Source organism: Pseudomonas sp. FH1 (assembly GCF_000510895.2).
Classification (GTDB): domain Bacteria; phylum Pseudomonadota; class Gammaproteobacteria; order Pseudomonadales; family Pseudomonadaceae; genus Aquipseudomonas; species Aquipseudomonas azotoformans_A.
The window spans coordinates 213,977-226,687 of record NZ_AOHM01000133.1 but is presented as its reverse complement, the minus strand read 5'-3'; the positions used below and the strand labels follow the sequence as shown (position 1 = coordinate 226,687).

The window sequence follows — 12,711 nt, the reverse complement described above, 5'->3', positions numbered from 1 at the left end:
GTGGAATAAATTCCTTTTTTCGCGAATTTTTGTCAACTGGTATATTTTGGTCCGGTATTCGAATGGAGTTGCACATGGCACGACATAAACCGGCTGCCGAGGGTGGCTACCAGCGCGGCGAAGAAACCCGGGCACGCATCATCGAGGCGGCGGTCGGGGTGTTTGGCGAGCGTGGCTACGATGGCGCGTCGACCCGCGATATCGCCACGGCTGCCGGCGTCAACGCCCCTGCGATCCAGTACTACTTCGATGGCAAGGAAGGCGTGTACCTGGCGTGTGTCGAACACTTGATCACGCTGTTGTGGGGCAAGATGTCGCCGTCCGTGGAGGCTGCAGAAAGCGCGCTGGCGGACGCCGATTCAGGTGACAACGCGCTGATCGATGCCTCTTTGGGCATTTTGGGTACGGTGGTTTCGACCATCCAGGACAGCCCGCAAACCACGGTCTGGCGTGCATTCATGGATCGCCACCAGGCCGGGTTGTGCCCGCCCAGCGCGACACGGGCGTTCGATGAGCATTTCAAGGCGCGCATCGGCCGAGTGATCCGGTTGCTGATCGCGCGCCTGTCCGGTTTTGCGGTGGAGGATGAACGCACAGTGATCCATTCCATGGCGCTGTTCACCCAGGGACTCGCATTTCGCGTGCAAAAGCCCAAGTTGCTGGCGGCGTTGAACTGGACCGAGGTGAATCAGAAGGAAATGGAGCTGGTGCGTCAGGTGGTGCTGACCCAGGCGCGGTTTACGCTGGAGGGGCTGGCACGGCAGCGGGATCAGACCACGAAGTAGCGCTCGTTCACGGCGATTCGTTCAGCGTCTCGCGAATAAAATCAGCAATCTTTGGGTTGGACAACCGGGCAATCAGGACCCCTTGGCTGACAACGCCCAGTTGCACAAAACCTCGCTTGGGGTGCTTTACAAAGACGGGGCTGCCCGAGTCGCCGCTGTCCGGTATCAAACCGTCAGCCTCGATACAAAAGGTGTTCTGCAGGTTCACGCTCGGCGCGAGTGACGTGCATTGCGCGTCCGGCATCCTGGGCAATCGTGCGCGTTGCAGGTGGTCCGGGCGTACATCTGGCGCCGGGCTGCGCGCCGTGTTACCCCAGCCGAGGACTGTTGGACGCTTGATGCGCTCCTCTAGCGTTTCCCCGCGCGTCACAATAGCAATGGGCTGAATGCCGGTGATGGTGCGGTCAAGTTTGAGGAGTGCGACATCGAGGGTCAACGAGCGGAGGAATTCAGGATGGAGGGCAATGCGTTTTACACCCACTGTCTGCCCTTGCAAGGTATTGCTCAGTTGGGTGCGCCCCAGGATCACTTCTACGTCTGACGGCTGGGTGTTTACCAGGCAGTGTGCAGCGGTCAGCACCCAGTCAGGCGCGACCAGCGCAGCGCCGCAACCATGGCGCTCAAGCGGGGTCTCGCCGGACGCCTTGAATTGCAGCGTCGCCATAAACGGGTAGCGGCCATCCGTCGCATCGGCGCCGCCTACAACTGCCGCTGCGAACATCGGGAACATCAGAATGGCGATGGCCCAAATGCCGCGCAGGAAACGGTCCATCAGTGTTAACGCAAGGCAACGGCTTCGGTTGAGCATGGCGACTTCCATGGGTGGTTGTGAAGTGCCCAAGTAGCGCATAGGCGTAGATGCGCGGGAAATCAGAAGAGGCCGAGAAAGTTGAGTGATCTTTCGCAATGGCGCTTGGAGTGATGTCGCGGCTCCTTGTGAATTGTTGTGAAGCGCAGGATTAATGGCCCATTGCCCATGCTAACGTCTGCTTCGGGCTGTCGTCAGCACGACGACTTCATTCGTTCCACCAGGGGAGCAGCGCCGATGTCTACTACCGTAACGCCCGCCGGCAGCGGGGCAAATACGCCTAAAGCATCACCTTCGGTGTTCGACGACAAGTTGAACATCGCCAAGTCCAGCAAGGTCATTGCCGACTACATGCGCCAGACCGGCAAGTCGGCCATCACCAAGCAGGAACTGACCCAACTGGCCAACAATGCCTCCGGCAAAGTGCCGGCTGAGGTCTCTGATGCGGCCAAGTACATGGAGCGTCACCCCGATGTATTCACCGCCATCGAAACCCACGACGTACCCGGCGCCGATAATCTCTCGGGCGTGTGGAACTTCGACTGGGCGGCCAACGGCGGGCTGAAGGGCACCGCCACCGATGCCATTGCCAAGATGCAGGATACCTTCGATTTTGCGATCGCCAAGTCGGCGCAAATCACTGAAATCAGCACCGGTAAAAAAGCCGAACTGGACTCCACCAAGCAACGTCCGCAGAACTGACGGCACCTTGTACCACCTGGCTTACAAACCCTACCATCAGGTTACACGATAACCGTGACGCACTTGAGTTGGCGCTGTCTTACCCTGTGAGAAGTCAATCTCGTCAAGTAAGAGAGTGTGGTCATGAAGTTGAGTTATCTAACCAAGGCAGCGGTGGTAATCGCGCTGTTGTCGACCCTGTCGGGCTGCTGGATGTTCATGCCACCGGGAGGTGGTGGTGGCGGTGGTCACGGTGGCGGACACGGCCAGGGCGGTGGGCCAGGCGGCGGCCCGCGCTAACGGGCAGATGTGAGAGGCAAGCCATGCGCAATGGCTTGCCTCTTTTTTTGCCCGTCACAAATGCCAGGCAAAGAAAAGCCCGCGTGGGGAGCGCGGGCTAAAAAGGATGTTCATTAGGAGCTGGAGTCACCCTAGGCGCCTGCCTGTGAAAGCTTTGTGAAAATCGTGGCAAAAAAGTGTATGCCTCAATCGCACCTTGGCTGTACGGGGCGGGGCGGCGCATTACCCTCTACTGTCGCTGGCATACCTCTGCGTTTGGATGCCGCACATGTTCATGTCTACCAGCCTGTTATCAGCCTTTGTGCTGTTCGCCTTCGTGTCCTCGATCACGCCAGGACCCAATAACACCATGTTGCTCGCTTCGGGCGTGAACTTCGGGTTCCGCCGGTCGATGCCCCATGCACTGGGGATCAGCATCGGCTTCATGCTGCTGGTGATTTCAGTGGGCCTGGGGCTGGGCGAGGTGTTCAAGATATTTCCGTGGGCGTACACAGTGCTGCGTTACGTGGGCGCGGCCTACCTGTTGTACCTGGCGTGGAAGATCGCAACGGCGGGCGGCATGTCCGACAACCCTGATGTGCAGGGCAAGCCCATGACCTTCCTCGGCGCGGCGGCGTTCCAGTGGGTGAACCCCAAGGCCTGGATCATGGCGCTGGGGGCGATCACTACCTATACGCCGGCCGAAGGTTATGTCACCAATGTGCTGGTGATTGCGCTGGTGTTTGCCGTGGTCAACCTGCCCAGCGTCTGTGTGTGGGTCGGATGCGGCAGCGGCTTGCGCAATGTGTTGCGTGAGCCGCGCTGGTTGCGGCTGTTCAACGGGTCGATGGCGGCGTTGCTGGTGCTGTCGTTGTACCCGATGCTGTTCGCCGGCTGACTGTCAGACCGGCGAGATGGTCGCCAGCAGGCCGATGCCGATGGTCAACACCAAAAAGCCGAACAGGAAAAGTGCCATCTTGGTCATAAGGCCTCCAGAGGGAAGGGAGTAGGGATGGCGCTATTGTCCGCCCAGGCGGCGTTTCGATACAGACGCAGATAGCAAAGAAAAAACCGTATCAGATGCGACTGGCCCTGTTTAGCCGGGGGCTTTGCTCGCTTGTGGTTTTTTCAAGATCAGGGTCTGAGACAGCCGACGCATTTGCCCCTAAGATGACGCCCATTGCATCAACAATAAGAGTGGGCCAACCCTCGATGGAAAGACGTCAATTCAGCGGCGGCATGAAAGGCAAGAACCTGCGCTACCTCAACGAAACCTCGGAGCCGGCGGCGGTCACCCGCGTCGGCTTCCTGTTGCTCGAACACTTCTCACTGCCGGCCTTCACCCAGACCCTGGACACGTTCGTCACCGCCAACCTGCTGCGTCCCGATCTGTTTTCCGCGCGTACGTTCGGTTGTGATGATGGCGAAGTCATCAGCGACCTTGGCCTGGTGATCCGCCCGGATGCACGCCTGGACGTGGCAGCGCTGCAAGACCTGGAGATGCTGGTGATCTGCGGCGGTTTTCGCACGGAACTCAAGGCCAGCGAAGACTTCATCCATCTGCTGCGCACGGCCGCTGAACAGGGCATCAACCTCGCGGGGCTGTGGAATGGCGCCTGGTTCCTTGGCCGTGCCGGTCTGTTGCAAGGCTATCGCTGCGCCATCCACCCAGAACATCGCCCGGCACTGGCAGAAGTGTCCAAGGCTACCCACGTCACCAGCGAACCCTACGTGATCGACCGCGACCGCCTGACTGCCTCAAGTCCGTCCGGTGCCTTCCACATGGCGCTGGACTGGATCAAGGGCTTGCATGACAAGGCACTGGTCGAAGGGATCGAAGACATCCTGGCCTTTGAAGAATCCCGCTATCGGCGCATCAAACCCACCGAAAACGTCAGCGTCAGCGCGCCCCTGCGTGAAGTGGTGAAGCTGATGGACGCCAACCTGGAAGAGCCCCTGGAGCTGGACCAACTCGCCGTCTACGCTGGCCGGTCCCGGCGCCAGTTGGAGCGCTTGTTCAAGGAGCAACTGGGCACCACGCCGCAGCGCTACTACATGGAACTGCGCGTGACCGAAGCGCGGCGGCTGTTGCAGCACACCGAATTGTCTCAGGTGGAGGTGCTGGTGGCGTGTGGGTTTGTGTCGCCGAGTCATTTCAGCAAATGCTATAGCTCGTATTTCGGATATCGCCCCTCCAAGGAGAAGCGGTTGGTCAAGTAAAGTGGTGACTGACTGACTTTTTCAAGGAAGGATTATGCCTCTGACGCTGTTGGATCGTTATCGCGGTAGTTTGCTGGGCCTGGCGTGCGGCGATGCAGTGGGCACGACAGTTGAATTCATGTCTCGCGGCACATTCACACCGCTCATCGACATGGTGGGTGGAGGTCCGTTTAGCCTGAAGCCGGGCCAATGGACGGATGACACCTCAATGGCGCTGTGTTTGGCCGAAAGTCTGCTGCGCAAAGGTGGATTCGACGCAGCCGACCAGATGGGCCGGTATTTGAACTGGTGGAAGTGGGGCTACTTGAGCTCCACGGGCGAATGCTTTGATATCGGCATGACGGTGCGTTCGGCGCTGACCGCTTATGAGGCACACGGTGATCCGTTTGCAGGTCCTACCGATCCTTTTTCCGCCGGCAATGGCTCGCTGATGCGTCTCGCGCCGATTGTGTTGTTTTACTTCCCTGACGTTCACCAAATCGACGATTTTTCCCGTCAAAGTTCTCGTACGACGCATGGCGCTCAAGAGGCAATCGAGTGCTGCGTGGTGCTGGCACGGGCGATCAGTAATGCCCTGAATGGCGCGACGAAAGACGACCTGTTAAGCGTCTCATGCGCCGGCCTTTGCGCACCCCAAGTCGTGGCGATTGCCCAAGGAGAGTATTGCAACAAGACCCGTGCGCAGATCAACGGCACCGGTTACGCCGTGGCGTCATTAGAGGCTGCGCTGTGGTGCGTACTGCAAACAGGCAACTTCGCCGATGCCGTGTTGGCGGCCGCTAACCTGGGCGACGACGCCGACACCACGGCCGCCATTGTTGGTCAATTGGCCGGTGCGCATTATGGTGTGCAAGGTATTCCGCAGGGCTGGCTGGAGAAGCTTTGCATGCGTAATGATATTGAGGATATGGCTGATGCATTGCTCAAATCCGCTGCAGAGAACAACTAGCTTCCTGTAGCGAGCAGGCTGCGGAGCAGCCTTATAGCCACTCACCGAAGAGGCCGAGAATTAGCGCCTTACTCATGAAATCCGCTTGAAATGCAGAGATGAAATCTGTGTCGCCAAGTAAGCCTGTCCGGGAGCGATAGCCGAGCTAGTCAGTATCAGCAGGCTCAGTATGTCGGCCACCAAATCTAAGGTGCCAATCAGTGTGCAAACTGTGTTGTCATGATGGATGGCGACGGTAAGGCTAACGGATTGAAGCGAGATTGTACTCTGCAACGCATTGATATCAGTGAAGCCAGTGACCTCGGCGCTGGCCTCCCGACCTTTGAAGGAACCCTGGACAATACCAAAGCGCTTTTTGCTGTCGCTGTGAACACTCAGTACTAACGAAGATCCTTCAGCCGCGACCCACTGCCCAGCCAAGTTGTTTTCAATGGACAAGGGTTCGATGTTGGCATTCGGCCTGCTAGGGGCTTGCGGTTCGAGCCGCCTGTAAACCAACTTGTCGATATAACTGCCCTGACGAGCCAACTCCGCAAAGTCGCTGGTCGCGACCAGCACGTGATTCAATGTGAGCACATCGCCTTGGTCCGTCACACTCAGCTGTCCACTTAAACCCGAGGCCCAGTTCCAACTGGGGTCCTGGGTTCCGTCGCCAAGGTCATGCCATTCAATCGCCATAGCCAGCGGCTGAGTTTTAGCGCGTGAGGCGTCTGAGCCTGATAGGCATCCTATGACTGAATACTCACCCGTTGAGCCGGTCGAAGATCGATAAGTGCCGGTGATTTGCTGCCCTGCCACTGCCAGAGTCATCACCGAGCCATAGTCGTTTCGCCAGGCTCCAGCGACCGTGGCCGTTTCGAAAGCGGGGCCCGGCAGGGTGAGCTTTCTGTCGCCTACCGCCCTCGCGCCAGGCATGAAGGGCTTCGACGAAGACCGCGTAATGATCTGTGGACCTTCCGGGCGATTGAATAGCCAGACTCCCACAGGCGCCAGTGAATAAACCTCGCGATTGCATTTCACCACTTGATACTCATAGAGGGTGTAGCAGTACTCCATGACCAACGAACCTACCAATACCAGATCGGTCAGGCCCAGTGGTGCGAACTGAGGAACTGTTTGGCCCTGTTGCGGCCCTGCTTCAACCCGGCAGTTATAGAGGTCGCTGCCAAGCGTCATTTGCCCGTCCGCGAACTCCAGCAGGATGTCAGGTTGGTTGCCTTGAGCGATACGAGCAAGTGTTTCGCGCATGAGCGCAGAGTCACCTTTGAACTGCGATGAGCCAGAGTCGAGAGCGAACTTGATATTGGAACGCAGTTTTTCTGAACCGACTGAATAGGATTTCAATTCGGTTGACCAGATGTATTCCACTCCAGGTAACGCGTTATAAACAGACCAGGGTAAGAACAGGTGGGGGCCTTGTGCTTTAGATGGGTCGATAGCACCCATTTGACAGCTTCCACTGTGTCTCACTGCATCCCAGTCAAACGCGACGAAAGGCTGGGCGGGGTCAAGTTGGCCTTCGCGCATTAACGTCTGGAACACAAATGAGCTGCGGCCCTCCACATAGGCGCTGCTGCACGGCAGGCCCAGGCCCCCATCCCAGTCCAGCGCCTTGAATTGGTCACCCTCGTACGCCGCTGCAAGAAAAAGTTCGCTGTCGAGGCGTGCATCGTTAGGCAAGGTCAGTATGTCTGAGGCTGACTCCACCTGCATCGTGCCCCACGGCCCAAAACTGTAGGGCCGACGCACGCAGTCAGTAAAAGCAAAGGTGCTGGAAGCCTCGATATCAAAACGGCCACCTCCAGAATGCACACACTGTTCGGCAGGACAAAGGGTCGAGGTGACCCAACTCATATTAGTGCCCGAGTCGAGGGAAAACTTGAGCGACTGGGCGGGCGTACCGAGTCTGATAGTGCAATACCAGGGCGAGGCCCCATTATTCTGAAAAGGTCCCCGTTGCATAGGGAATATCAGTTTGCTTGGTACTGGTTCTTTACTGTCCATGACAACTCCATCCTTGAAAGGCATGCAGGCCCCTGAACCACGTCAGGAACCCTGCAATGTGCGATTTCCTATTCAGCCTGACTTTGGGGCCGATGGCTGCCAGATGCCGACGATGAGATCCGTCGGACTCGGCAATCAGGCAAGACGGCACTAGCTCAATGCTTTGCCCTCTGTTTCGGGGATGAATACGACGAGTATTACCGTGACCAGTAGAAACGCATTGATGATAGTGGTCGTCAGGTTGAACGATGATCCAAGGGCAATCAGCGCTCCGATCAGCGATGGAGCCAGCACATTTGCCACGCGTTGCGCGAAAATAGCCCAGCCGTAGCCGACCGTGCGCAGTGGTGTGGGGTACAACTCACCGATCCAGGCTCCCCATACGCCCCAAGCACCCAGGCTGAAAAATGCCAGGGCAAAGTTGCTCACGTAGAGCATTTCGAGGGTGTGTGCATTGGCGAAGCCGTAGCCTGCCAGCACGGATGCGCTGATAAAGGCGACGATGACTTTTTTACGCCCGAAACGTCCCGTCAGATATGATGCGGCGACATATCCTGGAATCATGCACAGTGCAGACAGGGCAATAAAACCGTAGCTTTGAGGCAGGCTCAGCCCACGCTGCTGGAGCAATGTGGGCAACCAGGTCTGCAAGCCCCAATACCCCCAGGAAAATGTGAAGTTGACGGTAATCTGCAGCAGGCTGACTTTGAGCAGTGCGCGGCTGAACAACTCTCGTTGGCTGCCCGATACGCTGCGATCCACTTGTAATGTACAACTTTCCGGAAGTTGCACCTTGCCTTGACTCAGCGTATCAATTGTCGCTCTGGCGTCTGCTTGTCTACCCATCGACGCAAGCCAATACGGTGATTCTGGCACCCAGCGTGCCACCGCAATTGCCCATAAGCCACCGAGTGAACTCAACACGATAATCGCCCGCCATCCGTAAGGGAGCAGCCACACCGTGGCGCCCAGTGCGAGTAGCATTCCGATCGGCCAGCCAGAAGCGAGAAACACCGTCAACGCACCGCGGTGGCGAACAGGCAACAGCTCCTGAAAGTGAGCAAACGTCACCACCATCATTCCGACTGCAGCGACGCCGGAGAGCAAACGGAGGGCGTACAGCGTCGAATAGTCAGGCGCAAACGCGCTTGCCAGGGAGATCACGCCATAGCTGCCCAGGCTCCAGACAATCGCGCGCTTGCGGCCGATACGTTCGGCCACTTTGCCCCACGCCAGCGCCCCCACCAGCATGCCGATGAACATGGCGCTGATCAGGTGGCCTACGGCAAGTGCATCCAGGGAAAACTCGGCTGCAATCAAGGGTGAGGTGTAGACGATGATCATCATCTCCCACGCTTCAATCGCAAACACAAAAAACAACACCAGGCAGCATTGCAGGTGCGTGCGCGTCAGGGGGACGTCCTTAAAGACATCCCCTACGTTGTGACTGCGCGCACCTGCCCCCGGTATGGATTGTTCCGGGTGGAACGTGGAGGGTCTATCACTCATGGCGGCTATCCTTTTGGAAGTCAGGCTTTTATACGGTTGCCAATGGGCGCAGGGCCCTGGAACAGACCAAATCGTTGAATCTCAGCTTCTGGAGGGGGCTCGCAGCTGCCTACCCGACTCGGTCGCCAACCAAATCTGCGCTTCATGCCTGCCATGGATTCGGCCACTTTAAAGGCCGCCACCACCGGGTCTATCACGGGCACGCCAACTTCACGCTGTACCTCCTCGAAGAAACCAAATTCGATAGTACAGCCCAGGATGATTGCCTCGGCGCCATCGTCTTCAACGGCGCGATGGGCCTGTTCGATGATCTTGCGGCGGGTCACGGCGTGATCTAGCTGGAACTCATCTACGCCCATGCCCAGCGGCCTCAACGACGCTAACCGGTCGCCCGCGCCGTAGCCTTGCACGCGGGCACGCATCTGTTCGATCCACTTAGTGCGGCCAACAATGATCGAAAAACGGTTCGCCAGGTGTTCTACCACTTGCAAGCTCGCCTGACAGGGCGCAACCACTAGCGTTTCTCCGGAAATTTCTCGGGCATCTTCCAATGCCGGGTCGTAAAAACAGCCAAGCACCAAGGCGTCCACACCCTCCCGTGCGCAATCGCGGGCGATGCGCACGGTGCGTTCGTAGGTGAGCGCCTCGTAAGCGCGATATTCCAAGTGAGTAGGGCTGTGGGGCATGTCAAAAGACACCACTTCCACCTGGGTGGAAGGCTGTTTGATGCTGTGCAACAGGTGAGCAATTGGCTCATCGAATGTCGGGCAACCAATAGGGTTGAGCCAGCGCACGGTTACTGGCATGTCTTGCGGCGCGATGTGGAAGTTGCTGTCCATACGGTATTCCTCGATAGATGGGCTGAATGGCCCTAGAAAAACTTCACCAGGGCCATGGTCAAGCTATTGGAATAGGGCAGGTTGTCGCTGTGGTAGTAATCGAAGTTCAGGTTTGCCGACAGATAGAACTTCTGTTTGGAAAAGCCTGTGTAGGTCATCGCTGGGCCGATCTTGCCTTCACGGGACTCTTTGAAATCCGACGCCGAGCGGTTGTTGATGTGGTAGGAGTGATGCAGGCCAAGCCATAAGTCATCGGTCACCAGATATCCGGCGGCAATGTCCGCCAGCCAGAAACTGATACCGCCACGCAGGTTGACCGGGTTGCCATCGCCCAGGTCGGTGCTGTGGCGGTTGCGCGAGGCGTAGTGGATGCCAACGGGGGTAAACGTGGCAGCAAACCGTCCGACGCGCAGGTAATTGGCCACGCTGAAGCTGGCCCCGTAGCGGTTGGCAAAGGCACCGTAACCAGACCCCTCATCGTTACCGTTGGGAAACTCCAGAGAAAGCGTAGGGTTAACCCAGAAGGTGGTGAAGTCGTCAGCGCCATACGCACTGGTGGGTTCAACCACGTTGTAGTAATAGGCCAGGCCCAGGTTTGGCGAGGCAACTCCCCAGGCACCGTTGTTGCGAGAGGCGTTGCTGCCGGTATAGCCGGCGTCGGCACCGACCCAAAACTGCAGCTGGTCGCGCTGCGTTCCGGTAAACCCGGTTTCGGAGAAGTACGCCAGTACCGTATTGCTGCCTGCGCGCACGTCGCCATTCGTGGTCCGACTGAACACAGGGAACGATTCCAACGCCCACTTCCCTGGTTCGCCTGGTTGGGCGAAACCGATGAATTGTTCGCCTTGTGCCGGGGCGGTGATACCCAAAAAACAGGCAAGCGTGGGCGCTACCCATAGACGAGATGAGTGATTCAGGTTCATGGTAATGCTCTCTTTTTGTTGTTGTTCTTGAGGGCTGAAGGTCCGTGTCAGATCGTCAGGCCGTACACTGAATGTGCGGATGCGGCATCGACATAACCGTTCTTCAGATCATCGCGTACTGCGGCTGGATCACGTTGGCGCGCGCAGCCATAACCGCCGCCTGCACCGGTGCGCACCTTGACCAGATCACCGGCATTCAAGGTGATACCGCTGGCCATGCTGTAGCGCTGGCGCTCGCCATCCTTGCTGACGACTTCTACGTAATTGGGTGTTCCTTCTGCACCTTGCTCCAGTCCCCAAGGCGGTATGACCGAGCGGGTATAGCCGCAGGTCATGAAGCTGCCATCCGCGAGAATCCGATAGTCGATACAGATGCCACGGCCGCCACGGAACTGGCCATGCCCACCCGGTTCGTCATTCAGCGCAAGCTGTTCGACATACAGCCCATAGCGCGCCTCACAGACTTCAACAGGGCAGTTGTAGGTTTCTCCATGCAGTCCGGAATACACGGCATTGTTGCCGTCGCGACTAGAATCGGCGCCCCAGCCGCCGATTTCCGGCTCAACCAAAGTGAACATGCGCCCTGTTTCCGGGTGAACGCCGCCAATGATCGTGGCACACACCGAGGCGAAATTGCCGGCAGGCAAACGGTCCGGGAACTGCTGTGCCAGGCAGCACAGGATCAGGTCATGAACCCGAATCAGGTTCTCGAAATAGAAGCCTTCAGCGGCCGGCAATTGGGCATCGAACAATGAGCCGGGTCGAGTCAGCACTCTGAGGGGGCGAAAGGTGCCGCCATTGGTAATACCTTGGGGGGCGGTGAGTGCCTTGAAAGCCATCTGCGCCGCAACCACTGCACCGTCGCGGCTCAAGTTGGTCGGCCCAAGGCATTGGTCGGGGTTTTCGCGCAGATCAATCACCAGTTCGGTGTCGCGGATATCGATGCGCACCTTGAACACGCTGCCATCGTCTTGCACTTCCTCTAGGCTGAACTGGCCGGCAGGCAATGTAGCCAGCGCCTTGAGCGAGACCTTCTCGCCCAGGTCCATGAAGTCTTTCATCGCTAGCAAAAACAGTGCGCTGCCGTACTTGTCGTTCAATTCGCGCAAACGCTTCGCACCGTTACGCACGGCGGCCACGCCGGCCCACAGGTCACCCTCCATAAAGTCCGGCATGCGCGTGTTGGCGTGTAAAATCTGTAATACCGAGCGGATTGGTTGCCCTTTGCTGATCAGCTTGACCGACGCCAGACGCAGGCCTTCTTGAAAGATATCCGTGGCGTCTGTGGAGAGCGAGCCGGGTACTCTGCCGCCGACATCGTTCCAATGGGCTATGTTGGCGGTCCAGGCGACCAACTGGCCGTTGGCAAATACGGGCATGGCCAGCACTACGTCGTTCAGATGGGTAACAGCGCCGTCGTGGGGGTCGTTGCTGATGAAAACATCGCCATCCTCGATGTCGCTGGTCTGGGGATGATGCAGCAGGATTTTTTTTACCGCCTTGTCCAGTACGCCCACAAATGCCGGAATGCCTGCACCCGAACTGGCGATCTCGCCTTGGGCGTCGGTGATGCCTGTGCCCATGTCCAGCACTTCATAGATCACCGGGCTCATTGCAGCGTTACGCATTGCGCTGAACATCTCGTCGGCAATCGCCTGGAGTGAGTTCTGGATGATGTCGCGGGTGAAGATGTCGAGGGTATTCATAGCAATGC

At 58.0% G+C, this 12,711-nt stretch carries 12 protein-coding genes; 6 read left to right on the top strand and 6 right to left on the bottom strand.

What is annotated here, in order from left to right; translation table 11 throughout:
• Nucleotides 1–74: 74 nt before the first annotated feature.
• Nucleotides 75–785, top strand: a complete 711-nt coding sequence (locus H096_RS30990) for a CerR family C-terminal domain-containing protein (protein WP_033903012.1) — start codon at nt 75–77, stop codon at nt 783–785.
• Between the two features lie 7 nt (nt 786–792).
• On the opposite strand, the gene H096_RS30985 is transcribed toward H096_RS30990, so the two are convergent.
• Nucleotides 793–1,593: a serine protease gene (locus tag H096_RS30985; protein WP_033903011.1), complete on the bottom strand. Its 801-nt coding sequence runs from the start codon at nt 1,591–1,593 to the stop codon at nt 793–795.
• 237 nt (nt 1,594–1,830) lie between these two features.
• Here H096_RS30985 and H096_RS30980 point away from each other — a divergent pair, with 237 nt between their 5' ends.
• The 5 genes from H096_RS30980 to H096_RS30965 all read left to right on the top strand — a co-directional run bounded on the left by H096_RS30980 (nt 1,831) and on the right by H096_RS30965 (nt 5,722).
• Entirely contained in the window at nt 1,831–2,295 is a 465-nt protein-coding gene (locus H096_RS30980) for a hypothetical protein (protein ID WP_033903010.1), read from the top strand.
• A 123-nt stretch (nt 2,296–2,418) separates the two neighbouring features.
• The gene (locus H096_RS34325) at nt 2,419–2,574 is read left to right on the top strand and encodes a hypothetical protein (RefSeq protein ID WP_177074976.1); all 156 of its coding nucleotides are present in this window, start codon (nt 2,419–2,421) and stop codon (nt 2,572–2,574) included.
• Between the two features lie 268 nt (nt 2,575–2,842).
• Nucleotides 2,843–3,451 (top strand): LysE family translocator, encoded by a 609-nt coding sequence (locus tag H096_RS30975; protein WP_033903009.1) that lies wholly within the window; start codon nt 2,843–2,845, stop codon nt 3,449–3,451.
• 314 nt (nt 3,452–3,765) lie between these two features.
• Nucleotides 3,766–4,773, top strand: coding sequence for a GlxA family transcriptional regulator (locus tag H096_RS30970; protein ID WP_033903008.1), 1,008 nt, complete (start codon nt 3,766–3,768; stop codon nt 4,771–4,773).
• Nucleotides 4,774–4,807: 34 nt separating this feature from the next.
• Nucleotides 4,808–5,722: an ADP-ribosylglycohydrolase family protein gene (locus tag H096_RS30965; RefSeq protein ID WP_033903007.1), complete on the top strand. Its 915-nt coding sequence runs from the start codon at nt 4,808–4,810 to the stop codon at nt 5,720–5,722.
• A gap of 72 nt (nt 5,723–5,794) precedes the next feature.
• On the opposite strand, the gene H096_RS30960 is transcribed toward H096_RS30965, so the two are convergent.
• The 5 genes from H096_RS30960 to H096_RS30940 all read right to left on the bottom strand — a co-directional run bounded on the left by H096_RS30960 (nt 5,795) and on the right by H096_RS30940 (nt 12,703).
• Nucleotides 5,795–7,726: an avidin/streptavidin family protein gene (locus H096_RS30960; RefSeq protein ID WP_033903006.1), complete on the bottom strand. Its 1,932-nt coding sequence runs from the start codon at nt 7,724–7,726 to the stop codon at nt 5,795–5,797.
• Nucleotides 7,727–7,876: 150 nt separating this feature from the next.
• Nucleotides 7,877–9,235 carry an MFS transporter gene (locus H096_RS30955; RefSeq protein WP_033903005.1) on the bottom strand — a complete coding sequence of 453 codons (1,359 nt, stop codon included), beginning with the start codon at nt 9,233–9,235 and terminating at the stop codon, nt 7,877–7,879.
• A gap of 20 nt (nt 9,236–9,255) precedes the next feature.
• The gene (locus H096_RS30950; protein ID WP_033903004.1) at nt 9,256–10,074 is read right to left on the bottom strand and encodes an aspartate/glutamate racemase family protein; all 819 of its coding nucleotides are present in this window, start codon (nt 10,072–10,074) and stop codon (nt 9,256–9,258) included.
• Nucleotides 10,075–10,106: 32 nt separating this feature from the next.
• Complete coding sequence (locus H096_RS30945; RefSeq protein ID WP_033903003.1) at nt 10,107–10,997, bottom strand: hypothetical protein; 891 nt, start codon at nt 10,995–10,997, stop codon at nt 10,107–10,109.
• Nucleotides 10,998–11,044: 47 nt separating this feature from the next.
• A complete protein-coding gene (locus tag H096_RS30940) occupies nt 11,045–12,703 on the bottom strand; it encodes a hydantoinase B/oxoprolinase family protein (protein WP_033903002.1) in 1,659 nt (552 codons plus the stop codon).
• Nucleotides 12,704–12,711 lie beyond the last annotated feature (8 nt).

Bases quoted from the DNA above. Each gene is read 5' to 3' on its own strand.
- H096_RS34325 (WP_177074976.1), top strand. From the start codon at position 2,419: ATGAAGTTGAGTTATCTAACCAAGGCAGCGGTGGTAATCGCGCTGTTG.
- H096_RS30985 (WP_033903011.1), bottom strand. From the start codon at position 1,593: ATGCTCAACCGAAGCCGTTGCCTTGCGTTAACACTGATGGACCGTTTC.
- H096_RS30975 (WP_033903009.1), top strand. From the start codon at position 2,843: ATGTTCATGTCTACCAGCCTGTTATCAGCCTTTGTGCTGTTCGCCTTC.
- H096_RS30940 (WP_033903002.1), bottom strand. From the start codon at position 12,703: ATGAATACCCTCGACATCTTCACCCGCGACATCATCCAGAACTCACTC.
- H096_RS30945 (WP_033903003.1), bottom strand. From the start codon at position 10,997: ATGAACCTGAATCACTCATCTCGTCTATGGGTAGCGCCCACGCTTGCC.
- H096_RS30980 (WP_033903010.1), top strand. From the start codon at position 1,831: ATGTCTACTACCGTAACGCCCGCCGGCAGCGGGGCAAATACGCCTAAA.
- H096_RS30960 (WP_033903006.1), bottom strand. From the start codon at position 7,726: ATGGACAGTAAAGAACCAGTACCAAGCAAACTGATATTCCCTATGCAA.
- H096_RS30965 (WP_033903007.1), top strand. From the start codon at position 4,808: ATGCCTCTGACGCTGTTGGATCGTTATCGCGGTAGTTTGCTGGGCCTG.
- H096_RS30970 (WP_033903008.1), top strand. From the start codon at position 3,766: ATGGAAAGACGTCAATTCAGCGGCGGCATGAAAGGCAAGAACCTGCGC.
- H096_RS30955 (WP_033903005.1), bottom strand. From the start codon at position 9,235: ATGAGTGATAGACCCTCCACGTTCCACCCGGAACAATCCATACCGGGG.
- H096_RS30990 (WP_033903012.1), top strand. From the start codon at position 75: ATGGCACGACATAAACCGGCTGCCGAGGGTGGCTACCAGCGCGGCGAA.
- H096_RS30950 (WP_033903004.1), bottom strand. From the start codon at position 10,074: ATGGACAGCAACTTCCACATCGCGCCGCAAGACATGCCAGTAACCGTG.